We start from the raw sequence: 22589 nt of genomic DNA on the forward strand, positions 1-22589 counted from the left end.
GCAACATTGAACGAATTCTGACCTACTCCTGACCCAGCAAATGCGAGAGCGGGTGATGCTCGATCGCTTGCGCCTTCCATGCTTTCCAGCTCGAAAGTCCGGTTTTTCGAACAGCCTGAAGAACTTCATCAGCTTCATGCTCTTGCGAAAAGGCGCAAAACACACATGCACCCGAACCAGTCATTCTTGCATCGCCATATTGTCGTAGCCATTGCAGTGCTTCGTCAATCGGCGGAAACAGCTTGGTCGCCACGACTTGCAGGTCGTTTTTCCCGAATTGATTTGTCGCTTCAGGAAAGTCCGTTATTCTGACGGCTTTCGTATCTCTTGTCAATTCCGGATCGGAAAATATCGCTGCGGTCGGAGAGACGATACCAGGTTCGATGACAATGTACCAAAGTTTGGGGGTATGAAGAGGCGTCAGTTCCTCTCCGATACCTTCGGCAAACGCATTGGTGCCGAAGATGAAGAAGGGCACGTCGGCGCCCAGGCGCACGCCGAGCTTCATCAATGCACGGCGGTCCAGTCCGGTTTGCCACAGGTGATTCAACGCAATCAGCGTCGTTGCCGCATCGGAGGAGCCGCCTCCGAGGCCTCCGCCCATGGGCAAGAGTTTGTCGATGCCGATGTCTGCGCCAAGGGATGTGCCTGTCGCTGATTGCAGCAGGCGCGCGGCGCGCGTGATCAGATCTTCGTGCTCCGGAATTCCCGGCACCTCTGTCGTGCGACGTATCTCGCCGTCGGTGCGCACCGTGAAATGCAGCATGTCGCCACGATCCAGCAGCTGGAATGCGGTCTGCAGCAAATGGTAGCCGTCGGCCCGGCGCCCGATCACATGCAGAAAAAGATTGAGTTTTGCGGGGGCCGGGCAGTTGTTCAGTGTTCTTGCCATGAGTCGATTGCGATGCGGATGGAAACCTCGCCGGCCTGCTGGGTGTTGCGAACCAGGTCGATACGTTTTGGCCTTGCCTGCGGCGAGGAGGTGTCCGGCTGCCAGTTTGCATAGCGTATCCGCCAGCCGTCCCGGGTGGTGACCTCGCTTGCCTCCGGCGTGGCAACAAAACGCTGTCCGGAGGCGGAGTGCGCAATGCCCTGGAGCCATTCGCGCAGCCCGGCAACCGGCAAAGGCCAGCCGAGCGTCTGGGCAGTGAGTGCATCCACGTCGGCTGCACGCCGCACAGGCTGTCCGGCCTGGCTGAGGCTGGCGCCCTGCGGCGACACATCGATGATCGCAATGGTCTGCCCCAGCGGCGAGAGCAGGGTAATCCTGGTTTGCGAAGGCGCCTGCGTCCAGGTAAAGCTGCCATGCACCGCCTCTTCCTTCTGCGGCCCCTGGTAGCGAACGGACAGGCGTCCTCCCAGTTCAATATTCTCGGCAAGGCGGCGCTCGGCGGCTTGGGAAGCCACCGGTGCTGCGGACGGAAGCGGGGCAAGACTGCTGCAAGCGGCAAGCAGCGGCAGCAGCGCCACCGTCAGTGTGCGCTGCCAGTGAGGGAGCAATGTCATAGACTTACGTTAAGCCGCGCCAGCGTGCTCTTGAGCGTATCGTTCTGCGGATCCTTGCTGCGGGCATCGCGCCAGAGTTTTTCGGCGTCGGCGCGCTGCCCCTTGACCCAGAGAACCTCACCGAGGTGGGCGGCAATTTCGACATCCGGGCGTATCTCGTAGGCGCGGCGCAGCAGGGCTTCGGCTTCCTTCAGTTTTCCGAGCCTGAATTGCACCCATCCCATGCTGTCCATGATGAAAGGATCGTCCGGCGCAAGCTTGAATGCCTTGTCGATCAGCGTATAAGCCTCTTCAAGACGGATATTGCGTTCGGCCAGCGAATAGCCCAGGGCGTTATACGCATGGTGATTGGCCGGCGCCAACTGGATGATCTTGCGCAGCGATGCTTCCATCGTGTCCCACTGGCTGTTTTTCTCGGCAAGCATGGCGTAGTCGTAGAGCAGGTCGGTATTGTCGGGGAATTGCTTGATCCCTTCCTGCAATACTTTCATTGCCTCCTGAGACTGATTTGCATCACGCAACAATTGCGCCTCGGCCAGCAATACTTGGCCCTGCTCGCGTTCCCCGCTGACACTGAGTTCACGCAGCAGCTTGCGCGCCGCCGGAAGGTCGCGCTTTGCAATGACCTGGGCGCGTTTCATCTGCGCATTGAGATAAGCCTCGCCGGGTTCGATCTGGGACAGCCATTTGAGCACGCCCTCGGTGTCCTTGCGTTCCTCGGCGATTTGCGCAAGCAGAAGCAGGGCCTGGGATGAGTCGCGTTCTTCATCCGGATTGGCCGCCAATACCTTCAGATAAGTGGTCAGGTGCTGCTCTGCGGCTTTCAGTTCATTAGCCTGAACTTCCAGTACGCCAAGCGCATACAGCGAGGTCAGATCCTGTGGCTGCTCCTTGAGCAAGGCTTCGAACTGCCCGCGCGCCTTGGCATACTCCTTCTGCTCGACCAGCATGCGGGCATAAGCCAGACGCACTTCCCGGGTTTTCGGGTTCTTGGCGATAAAGTCCTGGAGAATCTTTCCCGCTTCGTTCTTGTCCGGCGTTACCTGCGCCAGGGCAAGCACTGCGATTTCCGAGTCCGGCTTGGCCTTGAGAGCAAGTTGCGCCTCTCTGCGCGCGCGCGGGTTGTCGCCGGCCGCGAATGCGCCCTGGGCCAGCGCGAGATGCGCCTCGGGCATGTCGAGGTAGGGAGCCAGCACTTCATCCAGCAAGGCCAGTGCGGCTGCCTTGTCCTTGGCGCGGGCCAGCAGGCGCTGCATCTGGAAAGCCAGCAGTCCGCGCGTTTGCGGACGGGCTTCCTTCAATCGCTGTTCAAGAATCGGCTTGGCCTCGGCGAGATTGTCGCCGAGGATGATGAAACTCAGGTAATACTGCGTCGCCTCGTCGGAATTGGGCGCAAGGCTGCGCCACAACCTAACGGCATTCATGGCTTCGTCCGTCTGCTTGGCACTCAAGGCGATTTCGGCAGCACGCTTGGCCAGGCGCGGGTCGCGGGTCTGCTGCGCTGCGCCAAGAGTGGTGACATAGGCGGTCTGCCATTCGCCGCGCTGGAAGGCGAATTCCGATGCAAGCAGTTTGTAGAGCAGATCGTCGGTAAGCGAAACCGACGGCAAGCCTTCTTCCTCGTTCTGCTCGGCGGAGCTGCTGGCTGTCCGGCGTGCCGCAACGGCAGGCTTTCTCACCCCGGCAGCATCCGCCGTCGGAACGGAGGCGGGAGCTCCCGCAGGCGCCGATGCCGCGGGCGCATTCATTCCGCCGGTAGCGCAGGCCGACAGCGCAATCGACAGAGTTACAATAAGAAGAGTGTTTTTCAAGGGATATTCCCGGCTAATCAAGCAGATTCCAATTCTACGCCCAAGCTTGCATTATTTGCCCGATACATGAATCCAGAAAAAACCCAGGTGTGCGGCAAGCTTTCATTTGGCGGCGACGTCCCCAAATACCAGTGACTGAGTCTAGTCATAACATGCTTGTTCCCCAACAAATTTGTCTTTCTACAAAGAGTCTTTCCAACCATGCCTGAATTACCCGAAGTCGAGGTCACGCGGCGCGGCGTCGCTCCGCATCTGGAAGGCCGCACGGTCACGGGCGTAACGCTGCGCCATACCGGGCTGCGCTGGCCCTTTCCCGAAGGCCTCGCGCAGATGCTGCACGGCCGGCGCATCCTCAAAACCGGCCGTCGCGGAAAATACCTGCTGATCATGTTCGATCATGGAACGCTGATCGTCCATCTTGGCATGTCGGGGCACTTGCGCATCTTGCAAGTCGGCGAGCCGCCGCAAAAGCATGACCATTTCGACCTGCTTGTCGGCGATCAGGTGATGCGCATGACCGATCCGCGGCGTTTCGGCGCCGTGCTCTGGCATGCGCATGATGAAGGTGCGGTGGACGAGCATATTCTGCTGCGCGGACTGGGAGTGGAGCCGTTGGAAGATGCGTTTTCCGCGCTGCTTCTTTATCGCCAGACCCGCAAGCGCAGTGCGCCGATCAAGCAAGTGTTGCTCTCGGGAGACATCGTGGTTGGCGTCGGCAATATTTATGCATCGGAAAGTTTGTTCAAGGCGGGGATCAATCCGAAGACGCCAGCGCACCGGATCGGCATGGCGCGTTATGAAAAACTGACCATCGCCATACGCGAAACGCTCGCGGCCGCAATAGAGAAGGGCGGGAGCACGCTGCGCGACTTCATGGCGGCCGACGGCCAGCCCGGTTATTTTCAGCAAACCTATTTCGTTTATGACCGGACGGGGCAGCCGTGCCGGAATTGCGGTGTCGAAATTCGCCAACTGAAACAAGGTCAGCGCTCGACTTTTTATTGCCCAAATTGTCAAAAGTAGTCGCGGGTGCTAGATTCTTGGCTACAACTCAGATGAATTGGGGAAACTGTGAGTGAACTGGTACAACGCTTCCAAGAGTACAGCAGCTGGCGCAACGGTGTGCTCGCTTCCTTGGAACGCTATCGCGCATGCGTCGGCGCATCGGATCTGGCGGATGCCGCCAGCGACCAACGCTTTGCGCGGCTGCAGACGCGGCTGATCGACGACAAGCTGTCGATTGCCTTCGTCGCCGAATTTTCCCGCGGCAAGTCGGAACTGATCAACGCCATCTTCTTCGCCGATTATGGCCAGCGCATTCTGCCATCGTCGGCCGGACGCACCACGATGTGTCCGACCGAGCTTCTGTATGACGAAACCTTTCCGCCATCGATCCGCCTGCTGCCGATCGAAACCCGAGCGGAAGCCGCTTCCACCAGTGATTTCAAAGATCAGAGCCACGTCTGGACCGTGCTTCCGCTCGATATTTCATCAGGTGAAGGCATGCTGGAAGCCTTCAAGCAGGTCAGCCTGACCAAGCGTGTCAGCGTCGAGGAAGCCAAGCGCTATGGCTTGTACCAGGAGGACGATCCCGACGCATCGCTTTCCCTGGACCAGAACGGCATGGTCGAGATTTCCCAATGGCGCCATGCCATCGTCAATTTCCCGCATCCGCTGCTCAAGCAGGGCCTGGTAATCATCGATACCCCAGGGCTCAATGCCATCGGTACCGAGCCCGAGCTGACGCTGAACCTGATTCCGAATGCGCATGCGGTGCTGTTCATCCTTGCTGCCGATACCGGCGTGACCAAGAGCGATATCGATGTCTGGCGCGATCATATCGGTTCCGGGCCGGCGCGCATGGTCGTGCTGAACAAGATCGACAGCATGTGGGACGAGCTGCGCAGTGCCGGCGAAATCGAGCAGCAGATTGCGCGCCAGGTCGACACCGTGGCGCAGACCCTGGGACTCGCCGGCGATCAGGTATTTCCGATTTCTGCGCAAAAGGGATTGGTCGGCAAGGTCAACCATGATCCGGCGCTGCTGGCGAAAAGCCGCCTGCCCCAGCTGGAGTCGGCCTTGTCCGCGGAGCTCATTCCCAGCAAGCAGGAGATCGTGCGGGAGCAGCTGCTGACGGACCTCAACGAAATGGCCGCCGCCAAGCAGGCGCTGCTGGCCTCGCGTTCCCGCAACGTGGTCGAACAGCTGGTCGAGCTCAAGAGCCTGCGCGGCAAGAACCAGAACATCATCGAACACATGATGAAGCGCGTCGATCTGGAAAAGAAGGATTTCGACAGCAGCCTGCTCAAATTGCAGGGCACGCGCGCCGTCTTCACCCGGCTGTCCACCGAAGTCTTCACCAGCCTCGGCATGGACATCCTGAAGGAAGACATTGCGCTCACCCGCGAAGCCATGGAAAAGAGCAGATTTTCCACCGGCCTGCGTGCGGCGGTGCGGGAATTTTTCGCCCGCATTCGCAACAATATCTTCGCGTCGGGCCGCAAGACCGAGGAAATCAGCGAAATGATGACGATCATGTACCGCAAGTTTTCGACGGAACATGGTCTGGCCTTGTCCGCGCCGATGCCGTTTTCGCTCGACAAGTATCTCAAGGAAATCGAGCTGATCGAAGGCGTGTATCACAAGCAGTTCGGAACGGCCGCCATCCTGACGACCCCGCAGGTCGTGCTGATGACCAAGTTCTTCGATTCGATCGCGTCACGCGTCAGGCAAAGCTTCCTGCAGGCGAACCGCGATGTCGAAGCCTGGCTGAAAGTGGTGATGGCTCCGCTCGAAGCGCAGATCTGGGAGCACAAGGCGCAGCTCAAGAAGCGTCGGCAATCGATCGAGCGGATTCACATGGCAACCGAAAGCCTGGAAGAAAAGGTGGAAGCCCTGGAACAGATGCAGGCCGATCTGGACACCCGCAAAAAGACGCTTTCGCTGCTTGAATCCGAACTTAGAGGCGCCATCGTCGCGGAACTGGCGGTATTGAAAGCTGCGGCTTAGGACAGAATGAAGCAAGTTGTCACAGCGCCGGACCGGTCTGCGTCCGGCGCGAAGCGGGCCCGGTCCCGAACCACGGCCCAGAACCCGGGCCATGCCGTCGATTACTCCGATCCGGCATTTTCCGAGGCGGTCATTCGCTGGCAGAAGCAGCATGGACGGCATGCTCTGCCCTGGCAAAATACTCATGACGCCTACCGTATCTGGCTGTCCGAAATCATGCTTCAGCAGACGCAGGTCGCGGCGGTCATTCCCTATTACCGGCGCTTCCTTGAGCGCTTTCCGAATGTCCAGGCCCTGGCAGAGGCGCCGTCCGAAGACGTGATGGCGCATTGGAGCGGCCTTGGCTACTACACCCGCGCGCGCAATCTGCACCGCTGCGCCCAGCGTGTGGTTGCCGACCATGGCGGCGTCTTTCCGAGCGATCCTGGACTGCTCGCCGAACTGCCGGGAATCGGCCGTTCCACCGCGGCAGCGATCACCGCGTTTGCCTACGGCACGCGCGCAGCTATTCTGGACGGCAACGTCAAGCGGGTGTTCTGCCGGGTGTTCGGCATCGACGGCTTTCCCGGGGCGAAACCCGTGGAGGATCAGCTATGGCTGCGCGCCGTGGCCCTGCTGCCGGAGCAGGATATTGGCGCCTATACGCAGGGATTGATGGATCTCGGTGCCACGCTTTGCACACGCGGCAAGCCGGCTTGCGAACGCTGCCCCCTGGCCGGCCAGTGCGTGGCGAGAGCGACCGGGCGTACCCACCTGCTGCCGACACGGAAGCCGAAGAAGGCGGTGCCTGAAAAAAGCATCACGATGCTGGTCATCGCCGACCGCACTCATGTCCTGCTCGAGCGGCGTCCTGACAGCGGCATATGGGGAGGCCTGCTGTCGCTTCCCGAAACCGATGTTCTCAACCCGGACGACGTGGGCGCGACAGAGAGGGAAGAGCGTCTTGCGCCGGCGGCAGCGCATTACGGATCGCCCCGGTCCTTCGACAGACTGCAGCCTTTCACCCATGTGTTCACGCATTACAAGCTGCATGTATGGCCATATCATGTACGGTTGGACAGCCGTCGAGAATTTGCGGGAGAGGACAGCCGTGTCTGGTATCCGGTCGACCGCCTGGCCGATGCGGCATTGCCTGCTCCGGTGAAAAAACTGCTGCTGGCGATATTCGGCGAGCCGGACCTGCTGTCCTAAGTCGGGTGCCGGAGCGGGATGAAAGCGGGAACCGAGCCCGGGAATCCGGTCTATTCGCTATCGATCCATTCCACCCGGTTGCGCCCCATCTGCTTGGCTTGATACAGCGCCGAATCGGCGCGGGAGATGAGATCGGTGATTTTTTCTCCGCTGCGGTACTCGGCCACGCCGATCGACAGGGAGATGTTCTTCTGGGCGAGAATCTTCTGAAAATCCAGGAAGTGCGCGTACACCCGCAGGCGTTCTGCATGCATCACCGCGCCCTTGATGCCGGTGTCGGGCAGGATCTGCAGGAATTCGTCGCCACCGTAGCGACCCAGGATATCGGTATCGCGGATGCTTTCCCGCGCTGTCCGTGAAAACTCCTTCAGGATGGCGTCGCCGGTCAGGTGGCCGTTCCTGTCGTTGATTTCCTTGAAATGGTCGATATCGATCAGGCATATGGCAAATGGTGTGCCTGAAGTGTCGGCATGCAGCTTGGCCTGTTCCATTTCGGTCTGCAGCTGGCGGCGGTTATACAGGCCGGTCAGTTCGTCGCGCGCGGATTTTTCTTCATAGTGTTGGAGCTGATAGCGGGTCGCGCGCAGCAGCTGCCGCATGTTCTGGATCTGTTTGCCGACCAGGATCATCCCCGGCAGGGTCAAGGCCAGCACGCACCATTGCACGATGTCGGCGCGGAATGCCTGAACAAAGCCTTCCGCCTGGCCGCGCAGGATGATGATGGCCAGATAGGCGGCAAGGCAGGAGACCGACAGTCCGATCAGCGATGCCGTCGACAGGCGGAAAATCCCGAAAGAGAATGCGATAAGCATGAAGGGCACCAGCGCCATCTGGGTGGCGCGCTCGACATAGGCCACTCCCAGCATGATCAGCAGAGAAGTCATCAGCTGCGGCAGCATCAGGCTCGGTTCGCGGAAGCGCTGATTCAGGCCGAAGCGGAACACCCCGTAGAACAGCACCACGAATCCCAGCACCGTGCCTGCCACGCCGATGAATGTCGCGCCGCTGATGAATCCCTGTCGATAGAAGATGTAAAGGCTGAGCGCGTACAGCAGCGAGATCAGGCCGATGGGCGAGATCTGTGGAATACGCACTGACGGCATATTCTTGCGGCGATTAATGGAATCTGTCCGCATGGGTTCGCGTGCGTCATCCAGAAGCATAGGGTTAGCGCTCAAGGTAGTTCAGGACCAGGCTGCAGGCGTTGCGAAAGGGATTGCTAAAAAAGATTGCGAAAAAATTGCGAAAGGGCGAGGCGACCCTGCATTTATCCTATGAATGCAAGTTCGCGATTTTGCGCAGTAACAAACGAGTGGAAGAAAAGAAAGGTTGGTGCGTCAGCATGAAATGCCCTTTTCGCAAATGGCACATCACCGGACAAGGCCGCGCATTCAACTCCGCGCATTGCGTGTTCGGGGCCACGCAATCGTGCCTTGGGGAGAAACCGCGCGGCAGGCCTTGGGGTTCAGGCCTGGAGAATTTGGTGCTGCTTCAGATACTGATGAATGATTGACAAGCGCATCTGGGCATCGTCAATCTCAAGCAGTTTCTGTTTTGCCTTCAGGGGGATGGGAAGGATTTCGCACCAGCGGTTGGCGACCCAGCCGACGCTGTCCAGGCGGATGGGCTGTGCGAACGGACTGATGAATTTTTCACCGTCTTCCTGGCGGCCCTTCTGATCGACATCCTCGATGATCGACTTCAGCGCTCTGGCGCATTCGACATGCATGTCGCTGACAGGGACAGAGGCTTCGGCCGGCAGCATTGCAATGCGGGCTTCGAGCCGCTGGTCCGGGAGCACCCGCGTTTCCAGGATCTGGAAGCGTTCCCCGCCCTCGGTACGCAGCATCATCACCCCGAGGTTTTCCATGTCCCAGTCGGTAATGCTCGCCAGGCAGCCGATCGCCTCGGGCTCGGCCGCTTGTCCGACTTCCTGCCCTGACTTGATCAGGACCACGCCGAACGGCGCATTGCGCTTCATGCAATCGCGCACCATGTCGATGTAGCGGGTCTCGAACACCTTCAGCGGCAGCACGCCGCCAGGGAAGAGCACTGTCTTTAGCGGAAACAGCGGAATCCAGTCGTCAGTAGGCGGCATGGTGGACAAAAGCTTTCAATTCAATTCGCGGTGGCGCAGCAGCACGCGCTCCGACGCGCGGAAATGCTTGGCCAGCTGTTCAACCATGTACACCGAACGATGCTGCCCGCCGGTGCAGCCGATGGCCACGGTCAGATAGCTGCGGTTGTCATTCTTGAAAGCCGGCAGCCACTTTTCGACGAAGTTGCGGATATCGGCGAGCAGCTCGGCGACATGGGCCTGGGTATCGAGAAAGGCGATGACAGGTTCGTCGCGGCCGGTGAATGGGCGCAGCGTCGTATCGTAATAGGGGTTGGGCAGTACCCGGACATCAAACACCAGGTCCGCATCCAGCGGCACGCCGAACTTGAATGCGAAGGATTCGAAGAGCAGCGTCAGCGGCGTGCGGTCGGTTTCGACCAGATCCTTGATCCAGGCCCGCAGCTTGTTGGCCGACAGTCCGGAGGTATCGATGACATGACCGATGCCCTCGATGGTCGACATCATTTCGCGTTCGCGGAAGATGCATTCGGTCAGGGTCGGCTGTTCGCCGACACCGGTATCCGGCTGCGCGCGGTGCGACAGGGGATGGCTGCGGCGCGTTTCCGAGAAGCGGGTGATCAGCGATTCCGTCTTGGCGGTGAGGAACAGGACCTTGACATCGTGCCCCTCGTCCTTGAGCGCCCGGATGTCCGCCGGCAGGCCGGCCAGGGAGGCGGCACTGCGAGCGTCGACTGCGACGGCAAGATTGTCGCCGCCTTCTTCCTGGCGGGTCTCGACCAGGTGGCGCAGCAGTTTGGGAGGCAGATTGTCGACGCAGAAGTAACCTGCATCTTCGAGAGCATTGAGTCCGACCGATTTCCCTGAGCCGGAAATGCCCGTAATAAGGATTAGGCGCATAGGCGGTAATCATACCGCAAGCGCGCGTTCGGGATTTTATGTGCTTAATTGAAACCTTGTAGCCAAAACAGGCTGTTGCATGTTGGGGGTTCCGGCAAAGCCGTCCGAACCACCGCCATTGCTTAATCGTTGCCCATCGCTTTTTGCTGGCGTTCCATGAATTCCTTCAGGGTATCGATCCCGCGCAATTGAAGGATGGTGTTGCGTACCGCGGCTTCCAGCAGAACCGCAAGGTTGCGGCCGGCTTCCACCGGAATGATGACTTTGCGGATAGGCAGTCCGAGCACTTCCTCGGTCTGGGAATGAAGAGGCAGACGCTCATAGTTTTCCTCGAGCGTGCTGCGCCGGACCAGATGCACGATCAGCTTGAGCCGCATCTTGCGGCGCACCGCGGTCTCGCCGAAGATGGTCTTGATATCCAGCAGGCCGAGGCCGCGCACTTCCAGCAGATTCTGCAGCAGGGGCGGACAGCGGCCTTCGATCATATTGGGCGCGATGCGGGCGAATTCGACCGCATCGTCCGCCACCAGGCCATGATTGCGCGACACCAGTTCCAGTCCCAGTTCGCTCTTGCCAAGGCCGGATTCCCCGGTGATGAGCACGCCGACGCCAAGCACATCCATGAACACGCCATGCATGGTGATGCGCTGGGCGAGCTCCTTGGAGAGGTAGACGCGCAGGTAATCGATGACTTGCGCGGCGGGAAGCGGCGTTGAAAACAGCGGAATGTTTTTCTCGTCGCAGATGGCAAGAATATAGGGCGGGGTTTCCAGCCCTTGCGCAATGATGAAGGCGGGCGGCTCGCCAGCCACCAGTTCTTCCGTCTGGTACTTGCGCGAAGCCGGTGATAGCTTGTTGTAGTACTGGATTTCCTGGTGCCCGAAGACTTGCAGGCGTCCGGGGTGGATCAGGTTCAGGTGGCCGACCTGGTCGGCTGCGGAGGTGGCATCGCCGGAGATGCGCCGCTCGCCGCCGGGAAAGCCGGCAAACCAGCCCAGTTGCAGCGCCTCCCTGGTATCGTCAAACAGCTGCTGGATGGTCAGGTGCGTGGAAGAGGGCATTCGGATGGCAATCGGGAATCAGGCGTGAATGCTGGGCTGCCAGGCAAGGATGCGGGCATGTACCGAGGCCGCGTCGGGGTCAGCCGCCAGCTGATTGCGGAAATTTTCGTCTGAAAACATTTCGGCGACTTCCGACAGGATTTCCAGGTGCTGCTGGGTAACGTGATCCGGAATCAGCAGGAAAACCAGCAGCTTGACGGGCTGGCCGTCCGGAGATTCGAAGGGAATCGCTTCCTTCAGCCTGACAAAGGCCGCCAGCGGCGCTTTCAAACCCTTGATCCTGCCATGGGGAACGGCAACGCTATGACCCAGGCCGGTGGACCCGAGACGCTCGCGCGCGAAGAGGTTGTCCGAGACCATCGAGCGGGCAATGCCGCAGTTGTTCTCGAATATCAATCCTGCTTGTTCGAATGCGCGTTTCTTGCTTGACACCTCAAGATCAAGAACGACATTGTTCAATGCCAGGATTTTTGCAAGATTGGTCATGTTACGCGAACTTATGGTGCGATGCACAAAATGAGCTGTCGAGACGCATTATAGGCCTGTTTCCGATATACGTAATTCAAAGCATAGGATGGAAGGCGGAAAGCTTCTTGACTGTAAGCAGAATGCCGATGCAAATTTTTCAATTTTCATCAGTATCCAGGCTGTCCGATGAAGAACTCCGGTAATTGACCCCAAAACACGGCAATAGTTTCTTTCGGGGAAAAACGTGGGTTTTGCACGACATTCGCGATGCCGGCATGTCTCGTTCATGCATCCTATCCAGGCCGGCTTGCGCCACTCTTACAGATGGCGGCATTACTGGCGTGCGTTGCGCAGATTCGACGGACGCTGCGAAGTGGTGAAGTTGCTGCGCCACGGGTTGATGTCCAGTCCGCCCCGGCGCGTGTAGCGCGCGTATACGGCAAGTTTCTGCGGATGACACTGGCGCAGGATATCCATGAAGATGCGCTCGACGCACTGTTCGTGGAATTCATTGTGCTCGCGAAAGCCGATCAGATATTGCAGCAGACCTTCCTGGTCGATCTGCGGTCCCACATAGCGTATCTGCACGCTGCCCCAATCCGGCTGGCCTGTCACCAGGCAGTTGGACTTGAGCAGATGCGACACCAGGGTTTCCTCCACGCTCGCTTCCTCGGCGTTGGCCTTGAGCAGGGAGGCATCCGGCTGGTAATCGCTGACTTCGATATCGAGCCGGTCGAGCAGCAGGCCGTCCAGTTCTCCCATCTCGAGTTTCGAAAAGCCGTCCGGCAAGGTCAGCTTCACCGACACCGATGCGCCGAAACCGTCGGACAGGTCGGCGCGCAGCATGTCGGCCAGTGCTTCCGGACCGGCGATGCGCGTCTGATTCAGGGAGTTGAGATAAAGCTTCAGCGACTTCGACTCGATGATGTTGGGCGACTCCGCCGGCACCGTAAAGGTGGCGAGGGCGACCTGCGGCTTGCCGCGCATGTTCAGCCAGGACAATTCATAGGCGTTCCAGATGTCGACGCCGAAAAAGGGCAGGGTGCCCGTGACGCCGATTTCATCGCGCTTCTGCTGGCGCGCAATCGGAAACAGCAGGGAGGGGTCGTACTGGGTCTGGTAGGCGGTGGGTTTGCCGAGCGGCGATGCTTCGGGCTGGTTCGGGCTGGTCATGATCAACAAGGCTGGTGATAAGGCGGCCGCCGAAATTGCTGGTGCAGGTGTTTACCAACTACGGCCGGATAAATGAAAGGTTGCAGGGTGACGCCGCAAAATGAACGCGGCAAAAGCCGGTTCGACCATCCGGCCCGCCGCCGGTTCAAGCCGGCGGCGGGCCGGAGCGCCATGCAGCAGATCACAGGAAGAGCTTGTAAGCCGGATTCTCGCTTTCGTCCCAGTAGCGGTAACCGAGCCCGGCAAGGAACTGGCGGAACGCTTTCATTTCCTTCTTCGGCACCTGGATGCCGACCAGGATGCGGCCCACGTCGCCGCCCTGGTTCCGGTAATGGAATAGGCTGATGTTCCAGTTCGGCGCCATGCTGTCGAGGAAGCGCATCAGCGCGCCCGGCCGCTCGGGAAATTCGAAGCGGTACAGCAACTCGTCATGCGCGAGCGGGCTCTTGCCGCCGACCAGGTGGCGCACATGCAGCTTGGCCAGTTCGTCGTGCGTAAGATCCAGAGTCCTGAAACCATGTTTCTCGAAGTTCTTGGTGAGGCGGCCGGGTTCGTCGCGGCTGGAAATCGTCATGCCGACAAAGACATGCGCCTCTTTGGCATCGCTGATGCGGTAGATGAACTCGGTCACGTTGCGCGGGCCGACCTGCTCGCAGAAGCGCTTGAAGCTGCCGCGTTCCTCGGGAATGGTCACGGCGAATACCGCTTCGCGCGCCTCGCCGACTTCGGCGCGCTCGGCAACGAAGCGCAGGCGGTCAAAGTTCATGTTGGCGCCGCAGGCGATGGTAACCAGGGTCTGGCCGCGCACCGGCTTCTTGGAAGTCTTCGCCCGTTCGATGTACTCCTTGGCACCGGCGATCGCCAGCGCGCCGGCGGGTTCGAGAATGCTGCGGGTGTCCTGGAACACGTCCTTGATCGCCGCGCAGACCGCATCGGTATCGACGATGATGATGTCATCGACCAGCTTCTTGGCGATGCGGAAGGTTTCCTCGCCCACCAGCTTGACCGCGGTGCCGTCGGAGAACAGGCCGACATCCGGCAATGCGACCCGGCGTCCGGCCTTGATGCTGCGCGCCATGGCGTCGGAATCGACGGTCTGCACGCCGATGATCTTGATCTCCGGCCGCACCGCCTTGATGTACGAGGCCACGCCCGAAATCAGTCCGCCGCCGCCGATGGCAACGAAGATCGCATCGATCGGGCCGGTATGCTGGCGCAGGATTTCCATGGCGATGGTGCCCTGGCCGGCAATGACATAGGGATCGTCGAAGGGGTGAACGAAAGTCAGCTTTTCCTTCTTTTCGAGCGTGATCGCGTGGTTGTAGGCATCGGTATAGGAGTCGCCGAACAGGACGACTTCGCCGCCGCGCGCCTTGACGGCTTCGATCTTGACCGGCGGCGTCGTGGTCGGCATCACGATCACCGCGCGGCAGCCGAGCCTGGCCGCCGACAGGGCCACGCCCTGGGCATGATTGCCGGCCGAGGCGCAGATGACGCCGCGCTTGAGCTGCGCCGGTGTCAGGTGCGCCATCTTGTTGTAGGCACCGCGCAGCTTGAAGCTGAAAACGCTCTGAATATCCTCGCGCTTGAGATAAATCTGGTTGTCCATGCGCTCGGACAGCGTAGGCGCAAATTCCAGCGGCGATTCAACGGCAACATCGTAGACGCGGGCGGTCAGGATTTTCTGTAGATAGTCGGTAGTCATAGGCTCGGCTCGTCGGCATGCCTTCCCCAATGCGGCATGCGAACCCGCAATTATAATGGACACCCCTTGCCGGACCCGGATTGCGCCGCATACCGGGTATCGGCCGACCTCTATTGACGACTTGATGATCGAATCCGCTGTCCGCTGGCTGTTAGACGTTCTCTCCGTGCCCGATGTCGGGCTTACCTCCGTGTTCCTGATCAGCGTCCTGTCGGCGACGCTGCTGCCGCTCGGGTCCGAGCCGGCGGTCTTTGCCGTGGCCAAGGCGAATCATGGGCTGTTCTGGCCGGCGATCCTGGTCGCCACGGCCGGCAATACGATAGGCGGCATCATCGACTACTGGATGGGCTACGGCGCCAAGATGGCCCTGGCCAAGGAGCGGGAGAGCCGCTGGTTCGGCTGGCTGCAGCGCTACGGCGCCAAGACCCTGCTGCTGGCCTGGCTGCCTGCGATCGGCGATCCGCTGTGCGCGCTGGCGGGCTGGCTAAAACTGCCGTTCTGGCCGTCGGTGTTCTACATGGCGATCGGCAAATTCCTCCGCTATGTCACCATGACTGCCGCACTGTTGTACGTTCCCGACGGATTCTGGCGCGGACTTATCAATTTGTTCTGAAAAGCATTGCTCCCGGTGCAAGTTTCCTCCAACTGATGACAAATCGGCCACGGCTTCCGGCTTTTTAGGCGCACGGATCGTAAGGGTGTTGCCGACTGCTGCATTGCATTAAGCTAAAATGCACCTTTAAGGGTTCAGTCCTACCTATTCTTGATGAACGCCCCAGCTCAAATCCAAGCACTGCTTTCCGAAACGCCCGGCGACGCCATTCCCGACCGCCTGCGCGAGATTCCCTACAACTACACCTCGTTTTCCGACCGCGAGATCGTCAAGCGCCTGCTCGGCGACGAAGCCTGGCTGCTGCTCGACCAGCTGCGCGGCGAACGCCAGACCGGCCGTTCCGCGCGCATGCTCTACGAGGTGCTCGGCGATATCTGGGTGGTGCGCCGCAATCCGTATCTGCAGGACGACCTGCTGTCCAACCCGAAGCGCCGCCAGGACCTGATCGATGCGCTCAACCATCGCCTCAGCGAAGTCGAGAAGCGCCGCCTGACCACCGACCTGGCCGATGCCGGCGACCCGCATGCGCGGCACCGCAGCGCCAACGTCGAACTGCTGGTCAAGGCCGCCCGCAAGGCGGTGGCCGACTTCGGCGAAGAATTCCGCAACATGTACGACCTGCGCAAGCGCGCCACGCGGGTGCTGGGCCGCTACACCGCCAAGGACAACATCAAGTTCGACGGCCTGTCGCGCGTCTCGCACGTGACCGATGCGACCGACTGGCGGGTCGAATATCCGTTCGTCGTGCTGACGCCGGACGGCGAGGACGAGATGGCCGGCCTGGTGAAGGCCTGCATCGAACTCGGCCTGACCATCATCCCGCGCGGCGGCGGCACCGGCTATACCGGCGGCGCCATTCCGCTGACGCCGATGTCGGCCGTGATCAACACCGAAAAGCTGGAGCAGCTGGGCGAAGTCGAAATGACCATGCTGCCCGAGGTCGACCGTCCGTACGCGACCATCTATTCCGGCGCCGGCGTGGTCACCAAGCGCGTTTCCGATGCCGCCGAAAAGGCCGGCTTCGTGTTCGCGGTCGATCCGACTTCCGCCGAAGCCTCCTGCATTGGCGGCAACGTGGCGATGAATGCCGGCGGCAAGAAAGCCGTGCTGTGGGGCACCGCGCTCGACAACCTCGCCAGCTGGCGCATGGTCGATCCCAACGGCGACTGGCTGGAAGTCACCCGCATCGGGCACAACCTCGGCAAGATCCATGATGCGCCGGTGGCCAGGTTCAAGCTGGAGTGGACCAAGCCGTCCGAGCGCGGCGCCAAGGCCGGCGCCCCGTTCAAGACCGAATACCTGGAAATCGAAGGCCGCCGCTTCCGCAAGGAAGGACTGGGCAAGGACGTCACCGACAAGTTTCTCGCCGGCCTGCCCGGCGTGCAAAAGGAGGGCTGCGACGGCCTGATCACGTCGGCGCGCTGGATCCTGCACAAGATGCCCAGGCACGCCCGCACCGTCTGTCTCGAATTCTTCGGCCAGGCGCGCGACGCGATTCCGTCCATCGTCGAGATCAAGGACTTCCTCGATGCGGAAGCGAAAAAGGGCGGCGCCATTCTCGCCGGACTCGAACACCTCGACGAGCGCTACCTGCGCGCGGTCGGCTACGCCACCAAGTCCAAGCGCGGCGTGCTGCCGAAGATGGCGCTGTTCGGCGACATCGTCGGCGACGACGAGGAAGCCGTCGCCCGCGCCGCCTCGGAAGTGATCCGCATGGCCAATACCCGCGTCGGTGAAGGCTTCGTCGCGGTCAGTCCGGAAGCGCGCAAGAAATTCTGGCTGGACCGTGCCCGTACCGCGGCCATCGCCAAGCACACCAATGCCTTCAAGATCAATGAAGACGTCGTCATCCCGCTCGACCGCATGGGCGAGTACACCGACGGCATCGAGCGCATCAACATCGAACTGTCCATCCGCAACAAGCTGCAGCTGATTGACCAGCTCGGCAGGTTCTTTGCCTCCGGCCACCTGCCGCTGGGCAAGAGCGAGGATGCGGAAGCCAACGACATTCCGCCGGAAGAGCTGCTCGGCGACCGCGTCGCGCAGGCGCGCCAGCTGATCGACGATACCGATGCGCGCTGGGGCTACCTGCTGGCCAACCTCGACAAGCCGCTGATGGAAGCGCGCGACGATCTGGCCGCGCGCGGCGTGCCGATGACCTGGGTCGACGAGCGCCTGCAGCGCCAGCCGCAAGCGAAAGTCTTCCATGTGGTCCAGGACCGCACCATCCGCGTGTCATGGAAGGGCGAAGTGCGGGCCCAGCTGCGCCAGATCTTCAACGGCGGCGCGTTCAAGCTCATCCTCGATGAATGCAGCGCGATCCACAAGCGCGTGCTGCGCGGCCGCGTCTTCGTGGCCCTGCACATGCACGCGGGCGACGGCAACGTCCACACCAACCTCCCGGTCAACTCCGACCATTACGAGATGCTGCAGGACGCCCATGCCGCGGTCGAGCGCATCATGGTGCTGGCCCGTTCGCTCAACGGCGTGATCTCGGGCGAGCACGGCATTGGCATCACCAAGCTGGAATTCCTGACCGAAGAGGAAATCCAGGATTTCCGCGATTACAAGCTGCGCGTCGATCCGGAAGGCCGCTTCAACAAGGGCAAGCTGCTCAACGATCCGGCCATGCCGGCCGACCTGCGCAATGCCTACACGCCGTCCTTCGGCCTGATGGGCCATGAATCGCTGATCATGCAGCAGAGCGACATCGGCGCCATCGCCAACAGCGTCAAGGACTGCCTGCGCTGCGGCAAGTGCAAGCCGGTCTGCTCGACGCATGTGCCGCGCGCCAACCTGCTGTACTCGCCGCGCAACAAGATCCTGGCGACCTCGCTGCTGGTCGAGGCCTTCCTGTATGAAGAGCAGACCCGCCGCGGCGTGTCGATCAAGCACTGGGAAGAATTCGAGGACGTGGCCGACCATTGCACCGTCTGCCACAAGTGCGTCACGCCTTGCCCGGTCGACATCGACTTCGGCGACGTCTCCATGAACATGCGCAACCTGCTGCGCAAGATGGACAAGAAGTCGTTCAACCCCGGCACCGCGGCCGCGATGTTCTTCCTGAACGCCACCGATCCGGCCACCATCAACGCCACCCGCGCGGCGATGACCGGCCTCGGCTACAAGGCCCAGCGCATCGCCAATGACCTGCTGAAGAAGTTCGCGAAGAAGCAGACCAAGGCGCCGCCCGCTACCCACGGCAAGCCGCCGATCAAGGAGCAGGTGATTCACTTCGTCAACAAGAAGATGCCGGGCAACCTGCCGAAGAAGACGGCGCGCGCGCTGCTCGACATCGAAGACGACAAGATCGTGCCGATCATCCGCGATCCGAAGAAGACCACCGCCGACACCGAAGCGGTGTTCTACTTCCCGGGCTGCGGCTCGGAGCGCCTGTTCTCGCAGGTCGGCCTCGCCACGCAGGCGATGCTCTGGCATGTCGGGGTGCAGACCGTGCTGCCGCCGGGCTATCTCTGCTGCGGCTATCCGCAGCGCGGCTCCGGCCAGTACGACAAGGCCGAGAAGATGATCACCGACAACCGCGTGCTGTTCCACCGCATGGCCAACACGCTGAACTACCTCGACATCAAGACAGTCGTAGTGTCGTGCGGCACCTGCTACGACCAGCTGCAGAGCTATGAATTCGAGAAGATATTCCCCGGCTGCCGGATCATCGACATCCACGAATACCTGCTCGAAAAGAATGTGAAGCTCGAAGGCGTCACCGGCACCCGCTACATGTACCACGACCCCTGCCACACGCCGATGAAGCAGCAGGATCCGCTGAAGACGGTGAATGCGCTGATCACCACCGATGACGGCGCCAAGGTCGAGAAGAACGACCGCTGCTGCGGCGAGTCCGGCACCTTTGCCGTGAGCCGCCCGGACATCTCGACCCAGGTTCGCTTCCGCAAGGAAGTCGAGATGAAGAAAGGCGTGGACAAGGTGCGCGGCGACGGTTTCGGCGGCGATGTGAAGATTCTCACTTCCTGCCCGTCGTGCCTGCAGGGCCTGAACCGCTACAATGAAGATTCGGGCACCACCGCGGACTATATCGTGGTGGAAATGGCAAGGCACCTGCTCGGCGAAAACTGGTTGCCCGACTATGTGGCGAGGGCGAACAGCGGCGGTATCGAACGCGTCCTTGTTTGAGTCGTTTGCGTTGCGACCGGAGGGCGTTCACGATAATTGAACGCCCTCCGGCCTGGCCTGGCTTGTTCAACATCTCGACAGGAAAATGATGGCTAAAGAAGCGTGTGAACTGTGCATGCATCCCGGTGGCGAAGTCATCTACCGGGATGACAATTATCGAATCGTGCTGGTCGATGACGAGCGCTATCCCGGCTTTTGCCGCGTGATCTGGAATGCGCATGTTGCCGAGATGACCGACTTGGCGACGGCAGAGCGCGCCATCCTGATCGCCGCCGTCTGGCAGGTGGAGGAGGCCATCCGCGAAACCATGCAGCCGCACAAGATCAATGTGGCCAGCCTCGGCAACGTCGTTCCGCACCTGCACTGGCATGTCATTCCGCGCTACGAGAATGACGCGCATTTTCCCAATCCGATCTGGGGCGAGGTCAAGCGCACCCCGATTTCCAGCGAACTCGCCAAGCGCAAGGCGCTGGTGGCGCGTCTGCGCGAAGCACTGCAGGACCGCTTCGAAGAGTCGCTGCTGTAAGCCCGGCGCCGCAACCAGGCCCGTCCCCAACGGCAAGATCCGATTTTCAGTTCGATTCACAGGTTCATCAATCCAGACATGGCCAATCCCAAGACCGCCACACCCGCACCCACATCACTGACCGTCCGCAGCCAATCCAGGGTGCTGGAAATCGCCTTCGATTCGGGCGAGGAGTTTTCCCTGCCTTTCGAATTCCTGCGGGTCTACTCGCCTTCCGCCGAAGTGCGCGGACACGGAGCCGGCCAGGAAGTGCTGCAGACCGGCAAGCGCAATGTCGCCATCACCGAAATGGAGCCGGTCGGCAACTATGCGGTCCAGCCGCAATTCTCGGACGGCCACAATTCCGGCATTTTTTCCTGGGATTACCTGTACTGGCTCGGCAGCAACCAGCCTGAACTCTGGGAAGACTACCTGCAGCGGCTGGAAGCGGCCGGCCATACCCGGGAAAGCGGCCGCGATGCGCCGATGCCGGAAGCCGGCGGCCACGCCTGCGGACATCATCATTAAGCGCTGCGGCGGTTGATGGCCCGTCGCCATCTGCGGGCTTCACGGAACGCTTGGCGGCGGCAGGTGTCTGCACTTGTATAATGCGCGCTGGACCAATCAGCCTGACGCCATGACCAATACCACCCATTTCGGTTATCAGACCGTTTCTGAAGACGAGAAGGTACACAAAGTCGCCGAAGTCTTTCATTCCGTCGCAGCAAAATACGACGTGATGAACGACCTGATGTCTGGCGGCCTGCACCGGATATGGAAGGCATTCACCATCGCCCAGGCCGGCGTGCGGCCGGGATTCAAGGTGCTCGACATTGCCGGCGGCACCGGCGACCTGTCGAAGGCCTTCGCCAGGCAGGCAGGCCCGACCGGCGAAGTCTGGCTGACCGACATCAATGAATCGATGCTGCGCGTCGGGCGCGACCGGCTATTGAACAAGGGGTTGATGACCCCCACCTTGCTGTGTGATGCTGAAAAACTGCCGTTCCCGAGTAATTATTTCGATCGCGTCAGCGTGGCCTTCGGCCTGCGCAACATGACGCACAAGGATGCCGCGCTGGCGGAAATGCGCCGTGTGCTCAAGCCGGGCGGCAAGCTGCTGGTTCTGGAATTCTCGAAGGTGAATGACGCCCTGCAAAAGCCGTACGATCTTTATTCGTTTTCCGTACTGCCATGGCTGGGCCAGCGGATCGCCAACGATGCCGAGAGCTATCGCTATCTGGCCGAATCGATCCGCATGCATCCTGATCAGGAAACACTGAAGACCATGATGGAGACGGCTGGACTGGAACGTGTCGAGTACTTCAACCTGACTGCCGGCGTCGCTGCATTGCATACCGGCATCAAACTGTAGGAGAGTGCCATGAAGAAGTTTCTGCTTGCATTGATGATTGCACTGAGCTCGACCACCATGGTGGTTGCAGACGCGGAGGCCAAGCGCCTCGGCGGAGGCAGTTCCGTCGGCCGCCAGTCGCAGGGCATCAGCCGCCAGACGCCGGCGGCCACGCCAAACCAGTCGAACCAGGCTACCAATCAGGCCCGTCCCGCCTCTCCGGCAGCGGCTCCGCAAGGCGTTCCGGCCAAGCCGGCCAGCCCGTGGCGCAATATTCTCGGCGGCGCATTGCTCGGCCTCGGCCTTGGCGCTCTGCTGTCGCATTTCGGCATCGGCGGCGCGTTCGCCAGCGCCATCGCCACCATGCTGATGATCGCCCTGCTGGCCTTTGCCGTCATGTTCATCATCCGCATGATCCGCAACAGGAACGGCGGCGGCCAGCGTCAGCCGGCATACGCGTCCGCCAGCAATCCCGGCAGTTCTTCCGGACCGATGATGCGGACTCCGGAAATCGGATCGCGCCTTGAGCCGCACGCACGGCCGGCATCTTTCCAGGCTGAGCCGATGGCGGCGGCCACCGGTGCCGCAGCCGCTGTCTCCAGCGTTCCGGCAGACTTCGACGTCGACGGCTTCCTGCGCCATGCCAAGACCTACTTCATCCGCCTGCAGGCGGCCTGGGACCGCGCCGACATCGACGACATCCGCGAATTCACCACGCCGGAAATGTTTGCCGAACTGCGCCTGCAACTGCAGGAGCGCGGCGCGTCGGCCAACCATACCGACGTCGTATCGCTCGATGCGGAACTGCTGAAGGTGGAACAGGTTGGCGATGACTATCTCGCAACGGTACGCTTCTCCGGCATGATCCGCGAAGCCCAGAATGCACCGGCGGAATCCTTCGTCGAGGCCTGGAACCTGAGCAAGCCGGCGTCCGGGCAGGGCGGCTGGGTGTTGGCCGGCATCCAGCAGCTGTCGGACGTTGCCTGAAGCATATTGCAAGACGTTGCCGAAGCGCATACCCGCAAACTGGTAAACTTCGACCGCCCGTGAATTGTCACGGGCGGTTT

At 60.8% G+C, this 22589-nt stretch carries 19 protein-coding genes; 9 read left to right on the top strand and 10 right to left on the bottom strand.

Annotated features, from left to right (window positions below; all coding sequences use genetic code 11):
* Positions 1–22: 22 nt before the first annotated feature.
* From ispE to FH061_RS10010, 3 genes are read right to left on the bottom strand one after another with little or no spacing between them, the layout of a single operon-like run.
* A complete protein-coding gene (ispE, locus tag FH061_RS10000; protein WP_151635509.1) occupies positions 23–892 on the bottom strand; it encodes a 4-(cytidine 5'-diphospho)-2-C-methyl-D-erythritol kinase in 870 nt (289 codons plus the stop codon).
* Positions 877–1506: a lipoprotein insertase outer membrane protein LolB gene (gene lolB / locus FH061_RS10005; protein ID WP_151635511.1), complete on the bottom strand. Its 630-nt coding sequence runs from the start codon at positions 1504–1506 to the stop codon at positions 877–879. Before lolB ends, ispE begins: the two co-directional genes overlap by 16 nt.
* The gene (locus FH061_RS10010) at positions 1503–3317 is read right to left on the bottom strand and encodes a tetratricopeptide repeat protein (RefSeq protein WP_225984580.1); all 1815 of its coding nucleotides are present in this window, start codon (positions 3315–3317) and stop codon (positions 1503–1505) included. Before FH061_RS10010 ends, lolB begins: the two co-directional genes overlap by 4 nt.
* A gap of 201 nt (positions 3318–3518) precedes the next feature.
* Between FH061_RS10010 and mutM the strand changes: the two genes are divergently transcribed.
* The 3 genes from mutM to mutY are packed head-to-tail and all read left to right on the top strand — an operon-like array spanning position 3519 to position 7517.
* On the top strand, positions 3519–4340 hold the full coding sequence (mutM, locus tag FH061_RS10015; protein WP_151635515.1) for a bifunctional DNA-formamidopyrimidine glycosylase/DNA-(apurinic or apyrimidinic site) lyase: 822 nt from the start codon (positions 3519–3521) through the stop codon (positions 4338–4340).
* A gap of 48 nt (positions 4341–4388) precedes the next feature.
* A complete protein-coding gene (locus FH061_RS10020) occupies positions 4389–6326 on the top strand; it encodes a dynamin family protein (RefSeq protein WP_192804991.1) in 1938 nt (645 codons plus the stop codon).
* A gap of 6 nt (positions 6327–6332) precedes the next feature.
* Entirely contained in the window at positions 6333–7517 is a 1185-nt protein-coding gene (mutY, locus tag FH061_RS10025; protein WP_151635517.1) for an A/G-specific adenine glycosylase, read from the top strand.
* A 50-nt stretch (positions 7518–7567) separates the two neighbouring features.
* On the opposite strand, the gene FH061_RS10030 is transcribed toward mutY, so the two are convergent.
* The 7 genes from FH061_RS10030 to ilvA all read right to left on the bottom strand — a co-directional run bounded on the left by FH061_RS10030 (position 7568) and on the right by ilvA (position 14931).
* Positions 7568–8620 carry a GGDEF domain-containing protein gene (locus FH061_RS10030; RefSeq protein WP_225984597.1) on the bottom strand — a complete coding sequence of 351 codons (1053 nt, stop codon included), beginning with the start codon at positions 8618–8620 and terminating at the stop codon, positions 7568–7570.
* A 362-nt stretch (positions 8621–8982) separates the two neighbouring features.
* A complete protein-coding gene (locus tag FH061_RS10035) occupies positions 8983–9615 on the bottom strand; it encodes an LON peptidase substrate-binding domain-containing protein (RefSeq protein WP_151635519.1) in 633 nt (210 codons plus the stop codon).
* Between the two features lie 15 nt (positions 9616–9630).
* Entirely contained in the window at positions 9631–10494 is an 864-nt protein-coding gene (gene rapZ / locus FH061_RS10040) for an RNase adapter RapZ (RefSeq protein ID WP_151635521.1), read from the bottom strand.
* 122 nt (positions 10495–10616) lie between these two features.
* The gene (gene hprK / locus FH061_RS10045) at positions 10617–11555 is read right to left on the bottom strand and encodes an HPr(Ser) kinase/phosphatase (protein ID WP_151635523.1); all 939 of its coding nucleotides are present in this window, start codon (positions 11553–11555) and stop codon (positions 10617–10619) included.
* Positions 11556–11573: 18 nt separating this feature from the next.
* Complete coding sequence (locus FH061_RS10050) at positions 11574–12041, bottom strand: PTS sugar transporter subunit IIA (protein WP_151635525.1); 468 nt, start codon at positions 12039–12041, stop codon at positions 11574–11576.
* A gap of 315 nt (positions 12042–12356) precedes the next feature.
* Positions 12357–13196, bottom strand: a complete 840-nt coding sequence (queF, locus tag FH061_RS10055; protein ID WP_151635527.1) for an NADPH-dependent 7-cyano-7-deazaguanine reductase QueF — start codon at positions 13194–13196, stop codon at positions 12357–12359.
* Positions 13197–13377: 181 nt separating this feature from the next.
* Positions 13378–14931, bottom strand: coding sequence for a threonine ammonia-lyase, biosynthetic (gene ilvA / locus FH061_RS10060; RefSeq protein WP_264158736.1), 1554 nt, complete (start codon positions 14929–14931; stop codon positions 13378–13380).
* A gap of 94 nt (positions 14932–15025) precedes the next feature.
* Here ilvA and FH061_RS10065 point away from each other — a divergent pair, with 94 nt between their 5' ends.
* From FH061_RS10065 to FH061_RS10090, 6 genes are all read left to right on the top strand, one after another.
* Positions 15026–15514, top strand: coding sequence for a YqaA family protein (locus tag FH061_RS10065; RefSeq protein ID WP_151635829.1), 489 nt, complete (start codon positions 15026–15028; stop codon positions 15512–15514).
* A gap of 153 nt (positions 15515–15667) precedes the next feature.
* Positions 15668–19666, top strand: a complete 3999-nt coding sequence (locus FH061_RS10070; RefSeq protein WP_151635531.1) for a DUF3683 domain-containing protein — start codon at positions 15668–15670, stop codon at positions 19664–19666.
* Positions 19667–19751: 85 nt separating this feature from the next.
* Positions 19752–20192, top strand: coding sequence for an HIT family protein (locus FH061_RS10075; RefSeq protein WP_151635533.1), 441 nt, complete (start codon positions 19752–19754; stop codon positions 20190–20192).
* Between the two features lie 78 nt (positions 20193–20270).
* Positions 20271–20699, top strand: a complete 429-nt coding sequence (locus FH061_RS10080) for a gamma-butyrobetaine hydroxylase-like domain-containing protein (protein WP_151635535.1) — start codon at positions 20271–20273, stop codon at positions 20697–20699.
* Between the two features lie 109 nt (positions 20700–20808).
* Positions 20809–21543, top strand: a complete 735-nt coding sequence (ubiE, locus tag FH061_RS10085) for a bifunctional demethylmenaquinone methyltransferase/2-methoxy-6-polyprenyl-1,4-benzoquinol methylase UbiE (protein WP_151635537.1) — start codon at positions 20809–20811, stop codon at positions 21541–21543.
* Between the two features lie 9 nt (positions 21544–21552).
* A complete protein-coding gene (locus tag FH061_RS10090) occupies positions 21553–22509 on the top strand; it encodes a Tim44 domain-containing protein (protein WP_151635539.1) in 957 nt (318 codons plus the stop codon).
* The last annotated feature ends 80 nt before the right edge of the window (positions 22510–22589 follow it).

Origin of the sequence: Noviherbaspirillum aerium, from assembly GCF_008929045.1 — a bacterium.
Lineage (GTDB): Bacteria > Pseudomonadota > Gammaproteobacteria > Burkholderiales > Burkholderiaceae_D > Noviherbaspirillum > Noviherbaspirillum aerium.

Bases quoted from the DNA above. Each gene is read 5' to 3' on its own strand.
- ispE (WP_151635509.1), bottom strand. From the start codon at position 892: ATGGCAAGAACACTGAACAACTGCCCGGCCCCCGCAAAACTCAATCTT.
- lolB (WP_151635511.1), bottom strand. From the start codon at position 1,506: ATGACATTGCTCCCTCACTGGCAGCGCACACTGACGGTGGCGCTGCTG.
- mutM (WP_151635515.1), top strand. From the start codon at position 3,519: ATGCCTGAATTACCCGAAGTCGAGGTCACGCGGCGCGGCGTCGCTCCG.
- mutY (WP_151635517.1), top strand. From the start codon at position 6,333: ATGAAGCAAGTTGTCACAGCGCCGGACCGGTCTGCGTCCGGCGCGAAG.
- FH061_RS10030 (WP_225984597.1), bottom strand. From the start codon at position 8,620: ATGCCGTCAGTGCGTATTCCACAGATCTCGCCCATCGGCCTGATCTCG.
- FH061_RS10035 (WP_151635519.1), bottom strand. From the start codon at position 9,615: ATGCCGCCTACTGACGACTGGATTCCGCTGTTTCCGCTAAAGACAGTG.
- rapZ (WP_151635521.1), bottom strand. From the start codon at position 10,494: ATGCGCCTAATCCTTATTACGGGCATTTCCGGCTCAGGGAAATCGGTC.
- hprK (WP_151635523.1), bottom strand. From the start codon at position 11,555: ATGCCCTCTTCCACGCACCTGACCATCCAGCAGCTGTTTGACGATACC.
- FH061_RS10050 (WP_151635525.1), bottom strand. From the start codon at position 12,041: ATGACCAATCTTGCAAAAATCCTGGCATTGAACAATGTCGTTCTTGAT.
- queF (WP_151635527.1), bottom strand. From the start codon at position 13,196: ATGACCAGCCCGAACCAGCCCGAAGCATCGCCGCTCGGCAAACCCACC.
- FH061_RS10065 (WP_151635829.1), top strand. From the start codon at position 15,026: ATGATCGAATCCGCTGTCCGCTGGCTGTTAGACGTTCTCTCCGTGCCC.
- FH061_RS10070 (WP_151635531.1), top strand. From the start codon at position 15,668: ATGAACGCCCCAGCTCAAATCCAAGCACTGCTTTCCGAAACGCCCGGC.
- FH061_RS10075 (WP_151635533.1), top strand. From the start codon at position 19,752: ATGATGGCTAAAGAAGCGTGTGAACTGTGCATGCATCCCGGTGGCGAA.
- FH061_RS10080 (WP_151635535.1), top strand. From the start codon at position 20,271: ATGGCCAATCCCAAGACCGCCACACCCGCACCCACATCACTGACCGTC.
- ubiE (WP_151635537.1), top strand. From the start codon at position 20,809: ATGACCAATACCACCCATTTCGGTTATCAGACCGTTTCTGAAGACGAG.
- FH061_RS10090 (WP_151635539.1), top strand. From the start codon at position 21,553: ATGAAGAAGTTTCTGCTTGCATTGATGATTGCACTGAGCTCGACCACC.